The organism is Herbidospora solisilvae (assembly GCF_009901565.1).
Lineage (GTDB): Bacteria > Actinomycetota > Actinomycetes > Streptosporangiales > Streptosporangiaceae > Herbidospora > Herbidospora solisilvae.
On record NZ_WXEW01000003.1, the window covers coordinates 722,533 to 735,696 of the forward strand.

At 69.5% G+C, this 13,164-nt stretch carries 10 protein-coding genes; all 10 read left to right on the forward strand.

Going from position 1 to position 13,164, the window contains the following annotated elements; translation table 11 throughout:
* The first annotated feature begins 19 nt into the window (after nucleotides 1-19).
* The 10 genes from GT755_RS13205 (at nucleotide 20) to GT755_RS13250 (ending at nucleotide 13,137) form a co-directional block, all read left to right on the forward strand.
* Nucleotides 20-880 carry an amidohydrolase family protein gene (locus GT755_RS13205; RefSeq protein ID WP_161479965.1) on the forward strand — a complete coding sequence of 287 codons (861 nt, stop codon included), beginning with the start codon at nucleotides 20-22 and terminating at the stop codon, nucleotides 878-880.
* 89 nt (nucleotides 881-969) lie between these two features.
* A complete protein-coding gene (locus tag GT755_RS13210; RefSeq protein ID WP_161479966.1) occupies nucleotides 970-2,268 on the forward strand; it encodes an MFS transporter in 1,299 nt (432 codons plus the stop codon).
* Complete coding sequence (locus GT755_RS13215) at nucleotides 2,261-3,715, forward strand: acyl-CoA synthetase (RefSeq protein WP_161479967.1); 1,455 nt, start codon at nucleotides 2,261-2,263, stop codon at nucleotides 3,713-3,715. Before GT755_RS13210 ends, GT755_RS13215 begins: the two co-directional genes overlap by 8 nt.
* A gap of 501 nt (nucleotides 3,716-4,216) precedes the next feature.
* Nucleotides 4,217-5,545: a lectin gene (locus GT755_RS13220; RefSeq protein ID WP_161479968.1), complete on the forward strand. Its 1,329-nt coding sequence runs from the start codon at nucleotides 4,217-4,219 to the stop codon at nucleotides 5,543-5,545.
* A gap of 42 nt (nucleotides 5,546-5,587) precedes the next feature.
* The gene (locus GT755_RS39505; RefSeq protein WP_161479969.1) at nucleotides 5,588-7,975 is read left to right on the forward strand and encodes an RICIN domain-containing protein; all 2,388 of its coding nucleotides are present in this window, start codon (nucleotides 5,588-5,590) and stop codon (nucleotides 7,973-7,975) included.
* A gap of 94 nt (nucleotides 7,976-8,069) precedes the next feature.
* Entirely contained in the window at nucleotides 8,070-8,825 is a 756-nt protein-coding gene (locus tag GT755_RS13230) for a FadR/GntR family transcriptional regulator (protein ID WP_202609928.1), read from the forward strand.
* 216 nt (nucleotides 8,826-9,041) lie between these two features.
* Entirely contained in the window at nucleotides 9,042-10,190 is a 1,149-nt protein-coding gene (locus GT755_RS13235; RefSeq protein WP_202609929.1) for an ABC transporter substrate-binding protein, read from the forward strand.
* 28 nt (nucleotides 10,191-10,218) lie between these two features.
* Nucleotides 10,219-11,163: a carbohydrate ABC transporter permease gene (locus GT755_RS13240; RefSeq protein ID WP_161479972.1), complete on the forward strand. Its 945-nt coding sequence runs from the start codon at nucleotides 10,219-10,221 to the stop codon at nucleotides 11,161-11,163.
* On the forward strand, nucleotides 11,163-11,984 hold the full coding sequence (locus GT755_RS13245; RefSeq protein ID WP_161479973.1) for a carbohydrate ABC transporter permease: 822 nt from the start codon (nucleotides 11,163-11,165) through the stop codon (nucleotides 11,982-11,984). The genes GT755_RS13240 and GT755_RS13245 overlap by 1 nt, the downstream gene beginning before the upstream one ends.
* A 25-nt stretch (nucleotides 11,985-12,009) precedes the next feature.
* On the forward strand, nucleotides 12,010-13,137 hold the full coding sequence (locus tag GT755_RS13250) for a mandelate racemase/muconate lactonizing enzyme family protein (RefSeq protein WP_202609930.1): 1,128 nt from the start codon (nucleotides 12,010-12,012) through the stop codon (nucleotides 13,135-13,137).
* Nucleotides 13,138-13,164 lie beyond the last annotated feature (27 nt).

The following is a 13,164-nucleotide window of genomic DNA, read 5'->3' on the forward strand; positions in this document are numbered from 1 at the left end:
TTGTGCCCAAGGAGGTCCCATGAACGTCGACGAACTGGTCGCCATCGACGTCCACACGCACGCCGAGGTCTCCGCCGACGGGCACGCCTCGCTGAGCGACGACCTGGTCGCCGCCTCGGCGAAGTACTTCAAGGAGGGGGCCCGGCCGACGATCCCGGAGATCGCCGCCCACTACCGCGAGCGCCGCATGGCCGCCGTGGTCTTCACCGTCGACGCCGAGCACGCCACCGGGCATCCGCGCATCTCCAACGAGGAGGTGGCGGAGAGCTGCGCCGCCCATGCCGACGTGCTGATCCCGTTCGCCAGCGTCGACCCGTGGAAGGGCAGGGCGGGCGTCAGGGAGGCCCGCCGGCTGGTGGGCGAGTACGGGGTGCGCGGCTTCAAGTTCCACCCGAGCGTGCAGGGCATGGCGCCCGACGACCGGGCGGCCTACCCCCTCTACGAGGCGATCGAGGAGCTCGGCGTGCCGGCGCTGTTCCACACCGGTCAGACCGGCATCGGCGCGGGCCTGCCCGGCGGCGGCGGGATCCGGCTGAAGTACTCCAACCCGATGCTGGTCGACGACGTCGCCGTGGACTTCCCCGAGCTGCGCATCATCCTGGCCCACCCGTCGTTCCCCTGGCAGGACGAGGCCCTGGCGGTCGCCACCCACAAGCCCCACGTCTACATCGACCTGTCGGGCTGGTCGCCGAAGTACTTCCCGCCGATCCTCGTCCAGTACGCCAACACGCTGCTCAAGGACAAGGTGCTGTTCGGCTCCGACTACCCGATGATCACGCCCGACCGGTGGCTCGCCGACTTCGACAAACTCGACATCAAGCCCGAGGTCCGGCCGAAGATCCTCAAGGAGAACGCGGCCCGGCTGCTCGGTCTGAGTTGATAGTTGGCAAAGGATTGACGTCCGTCATGAATGTGCCTAACCTCCGGGCAGCAGGCGCAGCGGCTCACTCCCTGATCGAGGAGCTTGTTATGTCGGACCCGTCGGTCTTACCCCACAACCAGGTTCAGCTCCGCCGCGCGGTGGCTTCGAGCTTCCTGGGCAGCGTCATCGAGTACTACGACTTCCTGCTGTACGCCACCGCCTCGGCCGTGGTCTTCGGGAAGGTCTTCTTCTCCACCCTCGACCCGCTCACGGCCACGGTCGCCAGCTTCGGCACCTTCGCCACGGGCTATCTCGCCCGGCCCCTGGGCGGGGTGATCTTCGGTCACTTCGGCGACCGGCTCGGCCGCAAGCGCATGCTGGTCCTCACCATGACCCTGATGGGCCTGGCGAGCTTCCTCATCGGCGTGCTGCCCACGTACGAGCAGATCGGCGTGCTCGCCCCCGTCCTGCTCGTCGCGCTGCGGATCGTGCAGGGCCTCGCCATCGGCGGCGAGTGGGGCGGGGCCGTGCTGATGTCGGCGGAGCACGCGACCAGCAGGCGCGGCCTGTGGGCGAGCTTCACCAACGCCGGCGCCCCGTTCGGCATGGTGCTCTCGACCGGCGCGCTGAGCGGCACCGCCGCGCTCCTCGACGAGCAGGCGTTCCTGAGCTGGGGCTGGCGGGTGCCGTTCCTGCTGAGCATCCTGCTGCTGGCGGTCGGGTTGTTCGTCCGGTTGCGGGTCGAGGAGACCCCGGTGTTCGCGGCGGCCGAGCGGCCCGCCCGGATGCCGCTGCTGGAGGTGCTGCGCGACCATCCCCGGACCCTGCTGCTCGGCGTGGGCGTCGGCCTGTCGGCCTTCGTCGCCCAGGGCACGCTCACCACCTATCTGATCGCCTACGGGGTGCGGACCGGCTTCGCCCGCCAGGACGTGCTGAACGGCCTGACCCTCTCGTCGGCGCTGGCGGTGGTGAGCATCATCGGCTGGTCGGCGCTGTCCGACCGGACGGGCCGGCGGCCGGTCGTGCTGGTCGGCGCGCTGCTGATGGCCGCCTTCGCGTTCGTGCTGTTCCCGATGGTGAACACCGGCAGCGTCGTCGTGCTCACCCTGGCGCTGGTGATCGGCCAGGCGATCATCCACCCGCTGATGTACGGCCCCCTCGCCGCGCTCTACGCCGAACTCTTCCCCACCAGGAACCGGTACACGGGCGCCTCGCTCGGCTACCAGTTCGCCGGGCTCGGGGCCGGCCTCGGGCCGCTGCTGTTCGCCCAGATCGACGCCTCGTCGGGCGGCGGCGGCACCATGGCGGTCTCCATCGTCATCGCGGTCTGCTGCCTGCTGACCGTCGTCTGCGTGCTGGCGCTGCGGGAGACCAGCACCCGAGACCTCGCCGCCACCGATGCGTAACGCCGGGCTCGGCGGCTGGCCGGCCCGCCGCGCCCGGATGAGCCCCGGCCGGACCGCCTTCGTGTACGCCGGCCGTGCGGTGACCTACGCCGAGTTCCACGAGAGGACCACCCGCCTGGCCTCCCGGCTGGACATCCGGCCGGGAGACCGGGTCGCCTACCTCGGCCCCAACCACGTGGCGCTGGCCGAGACCATGTTCGCCACCCACCTGCGCGGCGGGGTGTTCGTCCCGCTGAACTTCCGCCTGGCCGGGCCCGAGATCGTGTACATGCTGCGCGACTCGGGCGCGTCCCTCCTCGTGTACGACCCCGCCCACGCCCAGAAGGGGGTGGAGATCCCGGCCGCCGACCTCGACGAGGTCGAGACGTGGATCGCGGCGGGCGACCCCGCCCCGATCGACGTGGCGGTCGCGCCCGAGGACGTGGCGCTGATCCTCTACACCTCGGGCACCACCGGCAGCCCGAAGGGCGCCATGCTGACCCACGCCAACCTGGTGTGGAACTGCGTCAACATGATGATCGGCGTGGACCTGACGAGCACCGAGGTGACGCTGATCAGCGCGCCCCTCTTCCACGTCGCGGCCCTGAACCAGACCCTCCTGCCGACCTTCCTCAAGGGCGGCACCTCGGTGATCATGCCGTCGTGGAACGCCGACCGCTGCTACGACCTCATCGAGGAGCACCGCGTCACGTGGATGTTCGGCGTCACCACCATGTTCGCCGACTTCGCCCGGTCGCCCCGCTGGCGCGACGCCGACCTGTCGTCGCTGCGCACCCTCATGTCGGGCGGGGCGCCGATCCCGGTGGCGCTGATCCGCGCGTACCAGGAACGCGGCTTGGTCTTCTGCCAGGGCTACGGCCTGACCGAGACCGCCCCCGGCGCCACCTTCCTGGAGGCGGCCGACAGCGAACGCCGGGCGGGCTCGGCCGGGGTGCCGGTCTTCTTCGCCGACGTGCGGGTGGACGCGCCCCCCGGAACACCCGGCGAGGTGCTCATCCAGGGGCCGAACGTCACCCCCGGCTACTGGCGCAACCCCGAGGCGACCGCCGCCGCCCTCACCGAGGACGGCTGGTTCCACTCCGGCGACATCGGGGTCATGGACGGCGAAGGGCACCTCACGATCCTCGACCGCGTCAAGGACATGTACATCTCCGGCGGTGAGAACGTCTATCCCGCCGAGGTCGAGGCGGTGCTGTTCACCCATCCGGCGGTGGCGGAGGCCGCCGTGGTCGGCGTGCCCGACCCTCGATGGGGTGAGGTGGGCCGCGCCTTCCTGGTGCCCGTGGCAGGCGCGGAGGTGAGCGCCGGGGAGCTGACCGCCTTCCTACGCGACCGGCTGGCGAAGTACAAGATCCCGGTGTACTTCGACGTCGTCGACGCCCTCCCGAAGACCGGTTCCGGCAAGATCCGCAAACCGGAGCTGCGCGCGCTGGGCGTCCCGAAATGAAGATTTCAGCAGGTCGCGATCTACGCGGAGAGCACGGGGAGGCCCGTAAGCGCAGGACCCCCGGGTCCGCGACACGCCCCCGAGTTTGTCGGAATGTTTCATACTCTTGACGCTGCCCGCTCGCCTGTTGTTTGCTACGCAAGACCTGTCAGGGTGGATTCACAGGAAGAAAGGAGCTGTGGCGACGTGTGCGCGTGTTAACGCTCACATGTTCGTGAACTGCGCATCGTCTGAGGATGGACGCCGCATCCCTCCGCAGAGGTCGTCGATGAGGAGCCGCAGGTGAGAAGGCTCTTCCTTCTCCCGAGCCCCTGATCAGACCGATATGCGCCACACAGATGTCACGGCGGCCCCGGCCGGTATCCGGTGGTGCCACTCCGGTCACCGGCCGGGCCGCCTTCGTCTCCCCTGAACGGCATGCCGGACGCGCCGGCCCTGTTCGCCTGCCCTGAAGCCGGTCGAGAGCGACCTCATCGTCCTACCGAGCGCAGAGGAAGTCGCATGACGTCAAGGTTAAAAACGATCTTCGCGGCCGTCGTGGCCGCGGCCGGGCTGGTGCTGGCCTCGGGGCTGGTCGCCACCCCGGCCGGCGCCGCCGCGACCGCGGGGTGCGGCAAGGCGCCGACGCTCCGCAGCGGTACGCAGACCATCCAGAGCAGTGGCAAGACCCGGCAGTTCATCCTGAGGGTGCCCGACGGTTACGACAACAACCGGCAGTACCGGCTGATCTTCGCCTTCCACTGGCGGGGCGGCACCATGAACGACGTCGCCTCCGGCGGCACCAGCGGGACCGCGTGGTCCTACTACGGGCAGCAGGAGCAGTCGAACAACAGCGCCATCCTGGTCGCGCCGCAGGGCTTCGGCAACGGCTGGGCCAACTCCGGCGGCGAGGACGTGCGCTTCGTCGACGACATGATCGCGCGCATCGAGAGCGACCTGTGCGTCGACACCACCCAGCGGTTCGCCACCGGCTTCAGCTACGGCGGCGGCATGAGCTACTCCCTGGCCTGCTCGCGGGCGACGGTCTTCCGCGCGGTCGCCGTCTTCGCCGGCGCCCAGCTCAGCGGATGCGAGGGCGGCACGCAGCCGATCGCGTACATGGGGCTGCACGGGATCAGCGACAACGTGCTCAACATCTCCCAGGGACGGTCGCTGCGCGACCGGTTCGTCCGCAACAACGGATGCACCGCGCAGAACCCGCCCGAGCCCGCCGCGGGCAGCCGCACCCACACCCTGACGACCTACTCCGGCTGCCGCGCCGGCTACCCGGTCGTGTGGGCCGCCTTCGACAACGGGCACATGCCCGGCCCGGTCGACGGCACCTACGGGGAGAGCGGCGTCACGACCTGGACCAAGGGCGAGGTCTGGAAGTTCTTCTCCCAGTTCGGCAGCGGCCCCAACCCCTCGCCGTCGCCGACGCCCACGCCCACCACCTCTCCGGGCACGACCGCTCCGCTGCGCGGGGTCGGCTCGGGCCGCTGCCTGGACGTCAGCGGCGCCTCCCAGGCCAACGGCGCGGTGACCCAGCTCTGGGACTGCAACGGGCAGGCCAACCAGCAGTGGACCGCCACCGCCGCCGGTGAGCTGCGGGTCTACGGCGGCAAGTGCCTCGACGTGAACGGCGGCGGCACGGCCGACGGCACCGCGGTGATCATCTGGGACTGCAACGGCCAGAACAACCAGAAGTGGCGCCTCAACTCCGACGGCAGTGTCACCGCCCTCGGGGCCAACAAGTGCCTCGACGTGTCCAACTACGGCACCGCCAACGGCTCCCGGGTGCACATCTGGGCCTGCCACGGCGGCACCAACCAGCGCTGGACGCGCGCCTGAGAAAGCGGCCTCCGGCCGAACGCTCCCCCCAAGGAAGGCTCCATGCTCCCGTTCTCCTTACCCGCCCTGAGAAGGCTGCTGTCCGCAGGGACGACCGCGCTCGGGCTCACCGTCGCGGTCACCGTCGCGGCCCCGGTCTCCCCGGCCGCCGCGGCGACCACGACCCTGTACGTCTCGGCCACCGGCTCGGGCACCGCGTGCACCTCGGCGCAGCCGTGCTCGATCCTGGCGGCCCAGACGGCCGTGCGGTCGCTCAACGCCGGCATGTCCGGTGACATCGTGGTCGAACTGGCCGCGGGCACCTACCGGCTGACCGCGCCGCTCCGCCTGACGGCGGCAGACTCGGGCAACAGCGGCTACACCGTGCGCTGGCAGGCCGCCGCGGGGGCCCGGCCCGTGATCACCGGCGCGAGGGCCGTCACCGGCTGGACGCTCGCCGACTCCGCCAGGAACATCTGGCGGGCCAACGTCGGCACCGGCGTCGACTCGCGGCAGCTCTACGTCAACGGCGCGGCCGCGATCCGGGCGCGCACGCAGGTCAACCGGGCCGACTTCACCGCGAGCAGCACCGGCATGCGCTTCACCAGCAGCGCCCTGAACTACCTCAACAACCTGGCGAACCAGAGCCGGGTCGAGATGGAGAGCGTGGGGTCGTTCACCGATCGGTACTCCCCGGTGCAGAGCATCAGCGGCGGCCAGATCACGATGCAGCAGCCGGCCTGGAACAACAACAACTTCGGCTACGACACCTTCACCCAGCCCCACCGGGCCGGGCCGCTCTACCTGACCAACGCCTACGAGTTCCTCGACGCCGCCAACGAGTGGTACCTCAACACCGGCACCGGGGTGCTCTACTACATCCCGGCCGCCGGGCAGAACATGAGCAGCCTCAGCGTCGAACTGCCGGTGCTGCAGTCGCTCGTGTCGGTGGGCGGCACCCTGTCCGCGCCCGCGCACCACATCGCCTTCTCCGGCATCACCTTCACCGGCACGACCTGGCTCGGGCCGAGCAGCAACCAGGGCTTCGTCGACCAGCAGACCGGTTCCTACATCTACGGCAACTGGAACTGGCCCGGCTTCTCGACCTGCCACAACGGCTGCACGCAGTTCGAGGCGGCCCGGCCCAACTGGAACCAGATGCCCGCCGCCGTGCAGATCTCGGCCGCCGACAACATCACGTTCGGCGACTCGCAGTTCGTCAACCTGGGGCAGACCGCCATCGGGATCGGCAACGACGCCAACGCCACCACCAGCGGCGTCGGCCTGGCGGCCAGCAACATCACGATCACCCGGTCGGAGATCGCGCGCAGCTCGGCCGGCGGCGTCGTGGTCGGCGGGGTGAGGGCCGACGCCCACCACCCCAGCGACCAGCGCATGGTCAACCGCAACATCACGATCAGCCACAACCGCATCCACGACCTGGGGCTGGACTACCGGGGCATCGTGTCGGTGCTGACCACCTACGTCAGCGACGCGACGGTGTCGTACAACGAGGTCTACAACATGCCCTACACCGGCATGTCGATCGGCTACGGCTGGGGCGCCAACGACACCGGCGGCAACACCCAGTACGCCAACCGGGGCCTGTACAACTACCAGCCCCGCTACACGACCCCGACGACCGCCTCGAACAACCGGCTCATCGGGAACTACGTCCACGACGTGATGCAGCAGATGAACGACGGCGGCTGCATCTACACCCTGTCGTGGAACCCGGGCGCGGTCATCAGCGACAACTACTGCCTGCGCACCAACGGGCACTTCGGCGTCTACTTCGACGAGGGGTCCAAGTACTACACCGTCAGGAACAACGTCTTCTCCTCCATCGGGGTGTGGGCCACCGCCAACTACTGGGGCGGGGAGAACATGGGCAACTGGACGGTCACCGGGAACTGGACCAGCAGCAGTTCCACCAACGTGACCAACGGTGACCGGGGCAACGTCGTCAACAACAACGTCGTCGTCTCCAACGGCAACTGGCCGTCGGGCGCCCAGGCCGTCATGAACGCCGCCGGGCCGCAGGGCGGCACCACCACTCCGCAGACCGTGGAGATCGTGGGCGTGCAGTCCAACCGGTGCGTCGACGTGCAGAACAACAGCAACGCCAACGGAGCCCCGACGCACATCTGGGACTGCTCCGGGGTGGCCACCCAGCGGTGGTCGCGGACGTCGTCCGGGCAGTTCACGGTGTTCGGGAACAAGTGCCTGGACGCCTCCGGCCAGGGCACCGCCACCGGGACCCCGGTCGTGATCTGGGACTGCAACGGCGGCGCCAACCAGCGGTGGACGGTCAACGCCAACGGCACCATCACCGGCGTCCAGTCGGGACTGTGCCTGGACGTGTCCGGCAACGCCACGGCCAACGGCAGCCGCCTGCAGCTCTGGTCCTGCCACGCCGGCGCGAACCAGCGCTGGACCCTGCGGGGCTGACGAGACGAGGGGGGCCGGACTCGGCGCCCGGCCCCCCTTCCATCGTGGGATGTGCGGCCTCATGAGGAGGCCCATCAGTCGTACTCTTGGGGGTGTGGCAGAGCAGACGAGCGGCGTGGAACGGGCGGCGGCCCCTTATCGGCCCGGTTATGAGGTGGCGGCGGAGCAGGTGCTGGAGCTGATCAGCCGGCTGAGGCTGCGGCCGGGTGACCGCATGCCCACCGAGATCGACCTGGCGCAGCGGCTGGGCACCAGCCGCACGGTGGTCCGCGAGGCGGTGAAGATCCTGTCCGCCCTGGGCCGGGTGCGGGCGCACAAGGGCCGGGGCCTCTATGTGGCCGACGACGAGGGCATGCTCGGAACCGGCCGGTGGGCGCCGTTCTTCCTCCCGGCCGACCTCGACCACGTCTACATGTTGTTCGAGTTCCGGCGTACCCAGGAGATGGAGACCAGCCGCCTGGCCGCGCGCCGGGCCACGCCCGCGGAACTGCACGAGATCGAGAAGGCCGCGGGCGTCTGTCGGCATGGGTTCGACACCGACCGTGAAGCCCTGTTCAACGAGGGCGACGACGCCTTCCACACGGCCATCGCGACCGCTTCGCACAACATGTTCCTTCAGGTGGCCGTCCGGGAGGCGCGACGGCTCCAGGCGCAGTCGAGCCTGATAGGGATGAGCGGCTCGATCGGGGGCCACGCCGCCAAGGCGGTCGAGGAGCACGAGGCCATCTTCCAGGCGATCCGGATCGGCGACGCCGAGGCCGCGGCGGAGGCCGCCGCCGCCCACATCGACAACACTCTTGAGGACTACCGGAGAGAGATTCAGCAACGGATCTTCTCAGCGACCGAATAAGTATTGACGTAAGACGTCATACGAATTACGTTCCGGTTCACATGAGCGGCCGGGCCGACCGGCCGCCGCCGGGAGAGTGAACCAACGATGAAGCGAACCCTGAGCGCGGGCGTTGTGGTGTTAGCGTTAACGGTTGCCGGGTGCGGCAGTGCGACGCGCCCCGCGTCCACGCCGACCGAATCCGCTGGAGCCGCCGGAGCCGCGAGCAAGCTCGTGGTGTGGGACTGGAAGTCCGGTGAGCCCTACGCCGCGTCGTACATCGAGAAGGCGAAGGCCGACTTCGCCAAGAAGCACCCCAACGTCACCGTCGAGTTCGTGCCCCAGCCCTTCGAGCAGTACTACACGCTGCTCGGCGCGGCGATGCAGACCAAAACCGGGCCCGACGTCATGCTCTTCAACGGCGGCGGCCAGATCCGCGACCGGGCCGACTCGCTCCTGCCCCTCGACGAGTACGTCGCCGAGGACAAGTCGCGCCTGGCCGGCTGGGAGGCCTTCGCCAAGGACGGCAAGACCTACGGCGCCCCGGTGACCCTCCAGGGCCACCCGATCTACTACAACAAGGCGCTCTACGAGAAGGCCGGCATCACCGCCCCCGCCACGACGTGGGACGAGTTCCTCGCCAACTGCGACAAGCTCAAGAAGGCGACCGGCGCCGCCTGCTTCGCCCTCGGCAACAAGGAGGGCATCGGCCCGCAGTTCTGGCTTTCCGGTATGGGCTCGGGCGTCCTGACGCCGGCCGAGTACGACGACTGGATCGCCGGCAAGCGCGACTGGAAGTCCCCCCACGTCAAGAAGATCTTCGAGATGTTCAAGGAGACCGGGGACAAGAAGCTCAACAACGAGGGCGCCAACTCCACGGCGATGTTCACCGACATCTTCTCGGTCTTCAACACCGGCAAGGCCGCCCACATCATCGGCCTGATGTCCGACATCGGCCACTGGAAGGACTTCGGCGAGTTCATCGGCCCCGACAAGGTCGGCATCATGCTCGCCCCGGTCGTCACCGAAGGGGCCACGCCCAGCCTGCCCTACGACGGCGGCATCGGCTACGCGGTGGCCAAGTGGACGAAGGACCCCAAGGCCGCGGCCGACCTGGTCCGCTCGCTGACCACCACCGACGCCCTGTCGTCCTTCTCCGCCGAGGCGGGCGCCATCGCGTCCGACACCACCATCTCGGCGCCGCAGGACGCCCCCGTCGTCGGCGAGATCGTGGCGCAGCTGAAGGCTGGCAAGCCGGCGCTGCACGTCGCGATGGACTCCAAGACCATCGACCTGATGGGCCGGCTGTCCCAGAAGCTGCTGAGCGGTTCGGCCACCGTCGACGAGGCGGTGGAGGAACTGGCCGCCTCCGACCAGGAGAACTGAGCCGGTGCCGACGAGGAACACCTCACCGATGGTCCGCCCGGGAGCTTCCGGGCGGGCCGTCGAGGGAGGCGACAAGAGGGAGCGGGCCCGCCACGGCGCGGCCCGCCGCAGAGGGCGTTCCGAACGCTTCGCGCCGTACGTGTTGATCGCTCCGGCGGTGCTGATCATCGTGGCGCTGCGGCTCTACCCGCTCGTGCTGGGCGTCAACTTCTCCTTCACCGGAGACGGCGAGGCCAACGGCACGGCGGTCGGCTTCGCCAACTACCTGGAGCTGCTGGACGACCCGCTGTTCCAGACCGCGCTGGCCAACGTGGGGCTGCTGGTGCTGCTCCTGCCGGTCGCGGTCGCGATCCCGGGCCTGCTGGCGACGTTCATCTACCTGAAGGTGCCGGGCCACCGGTTCTTCCGCAGCGTGTACTTCTTCCCCGCGGTGTTGTCGCCGGTGATCGTCGGGGCCATCTTCAACCTCATGCTCGCCTTCGACGGGCCGCTCAACGAGTTCCTCGGAGCGGTCGGACTGGGTCCGGTCGACTGGCTGGGCGACCCGGGGGTGGCGAAGTTCGCCGTCGTCGGGGTGCAGATCTGGGCCACGTTCGGCATGGCCCTGGTGGTGTTCCTGGCCGGGTTCGCCACCCTGGACTCCTCGCTGCTCGACGCCGCCCGCGTCGACGGCGCGTCGCTGCGCCAGAGCATCTGGCACGTCATCATCCCGAGCCTGAGCCAGACGATCCAGTTCGTCTTCGTCACGACGATGATCGGCATGCTGACCTCGATGTTCGGCCTGCTCTACGTGATGACCAGCGGCGGGCCCGAGGGGTCGACCTACCTGCCGGAGTACTACATCTGGATTCAGCAGGGGCAGATGAACCGGCCCGCGCTCGCCTCGGCGGCCTCCACGGTCCTGTTCCTCATCATGCTCGTGGTGGGCCTGCTGCAGATCAGCGTGCTGCGCCGCGCGGGACGGGAGGACTGATGCGGCGCCTCGCCAAGTGGGTGGTCGCCGTTCCGATGGCGATCCTGGCCCTGGCCACGATCTATCCGATCATCTTCACGGCCAACGTGGCCATGAAGACCCGGCGCGAGTACGTGCTCGACCGGTTCTCGCTGACCGAGTCGCTCCACTGGGACAACGTCGCCGCGGCGTGGAACAGCGTCGGCATGGCGCGCTACTTCGCCAACTCGCTCTTCGTGGTGGCGGCGTCGGTGTTCCTGCTGCTGCTCCTGGGCTCGATGGCCGGCTTCGCGCTGAGCAGGTTGCCGTTCCGCGGGTCGAAGGCCCTGTTCATCGGCTGCCTGGCCGCGTTGTTCATCCCGTTCCAGGTGATCATGGTGCCGCTGTCGCGGGTCATGGCCGACACGGGTCTCATCGACACCTACCCGGGGCTGATCCTCGCCTACGTGGCCCAGTTCCTGCCGTTCACCGTGTTCCTCATGACCAGCTACTACCGGTCGGTCCCCAAGGAGATCGTGGACGCGGCCCGCATCGACGGCAACACCGTCTACGGCGTCTACCGCCGGATCATGGTGCCCATCGGCCGGCCCGCGTTGTTGTCGGTCGGCATCCTGGACGCCCTGTTCTGCTGGAACGACGTGCTCATCGCGCTGCTGATGATGCCGTCGGCCGACCACCGCACCCTCATGGTCGGGGTCACCTCCCTGCGCGGCCAGTACACCGACAACGTCCCGACCTTCGCGGCCGGGGTGCTGATCGCCGCCGTGCCCGTCCTGCTCGTCTATCTGTTCCTCCAGCGTCAAATCGCCGACGGTGTGACCGCCGGTTCCACGAAGGGCTGACATGCGCATCTCGGGGTATCGCGCGTTGACCACCGTCCATGACTGGGGCCGTCCCGTGGGGGACGCCAACGGTCTCTACGCCGACGGGGTCGTCCAGGTCCCGATCGTCGTCGTCGAGACCGACGAGGGCATAACCGGCGTCGGCATGGGCCCGCACGTGGAGATCGACTCGATCTTCTCCGCGCTGGAGGGGGAGGACCCCCGCGGCGTGACGGCGCTCTACGACCGCATGCTGCGGCGGACCTTCAAGGCCGGCCACGCCGGGACCGTGTTCGGCACCATCGGCGCGCTCGACACGGCCCTGTGGGACATCAAGGCCAAGGCGGCCGGCGAACCGCTGTGGCGCCTGCTCGGCGGGCGCGACCGCCGGGTGCCCGCCTACGCCTCCGGCCTGGACATCGGCCTGGACGACGCCGGGCTGGTCAGCCTGTACAAGGAGTACGCCGAACGCGGCCTGCGCGCCGCCAAGCTCAAGGGCGGCCTGGACGTCGACCGCGACCGCGACCGCCTGACCCTCGTCCGCGACGTGCTGACCGAGGCCGGGAACGGCGCCCGGCCGGGGCTGATGCTCGACGCCAACGAGGCCTGGTCGCGCAAGCAGGCGGTCCGCCACGTGGCCGAGCTGGAACGCACCCTCGATCTGACCTGGATCGAGGAGCCGGTCCGGCGCTGGGACGCCGACGGCCTGGCGGCGGTGGGCCGGGGTGTGCGCGCCGCCGTCGCCACGGGTGAGAACCTCACGGGGCTGGAGCAGTTCCGGCCCCTGATCACGGCCGGGGCCGTCGACGTCGTGCAGACGGCGGCGGTCTGGGGGGTCACCCACTTCCTGCGCGTGTCGGCGCTGGCGCACGCCTACGACCTGCCGGTCAGTCCGATCGGCACCACGCCGTTCGGCCTGCTGCACGCCGCCACGTCGGTGCCGAACCACCTGGTCACCGAGTTGCAGGACCTCCGGCCGCCCACCGGGCTCAACCTCGACGTGTCCATCGAGGACGGCGCGTTCATCCTCGGCGACACGCCGGGGGCGGGCGTCACGCTCGACGAGGACGCGATCAGGGCGGTCACCGGCGGCCCGTTCACCCGCGCCTACGACAGCCCCGCCGTCCGTCCCGGGCTGGCCGGACTGCGGTTGCTGGCTCCCCGCGTGCACTGACGTCGCCGCGTCCGTACCGGAAGGAAG

Excerpts from the sequence above, each read along its gene's own strand:
- GT755_RS39505 (WP_161479969.1), top strand. The coding sequence starts at position 5,588 with ATGCTCCCGTTCTCCTTACCCGCCCTGAGAAGGCTGCTGTCCGCAGGG.
- GT755_RS13240 (WP_161479972.1), top strand. The coding sequence starts at position 10,219 with ATGGTCCGCCCGGGAGCTTCCGGGCGGGCCGTCGAGGGAGGCGACAAG.
- GT755_RS13245 (WP_161479973.1), top strand. The coding sequence starts at position 11,163 with ATGCGGCGCCTCGCCAAGTGGGTGGTCGCCGTTCCGATGGCGATCCTG.
- GT755_RS13205 (WP_161479965.1), top strand. The coding sequence starts at position 20 with ATGAACGTCGACGAACTGGTCGCCATCGACGTCCACACGCACGCCGAG.
- GT755_RS13215 (WP_161479967.1), top strand. The coding sequence starts at position 2,261 with ATGCGTAACGCCGGGCTCGGCGGCTGGCCGGCCCGCCGCGCCCGGATG.
- GT755_RS13220 (WP_161479968.1), top strand. The coding sequence starts at position 4,217 with ATGACGTCAAGGTTAAAAACGATCTTCGCGGCCGTCGTGGCCGCGGCC.
- GT755_RS13210 (WP_161479966.1), top strand. The coding sequence starts at position 970 with ATGTCGGACCCGTCGGTCTTACCCCACAACCAGGTTCAGCTCCGCCGC.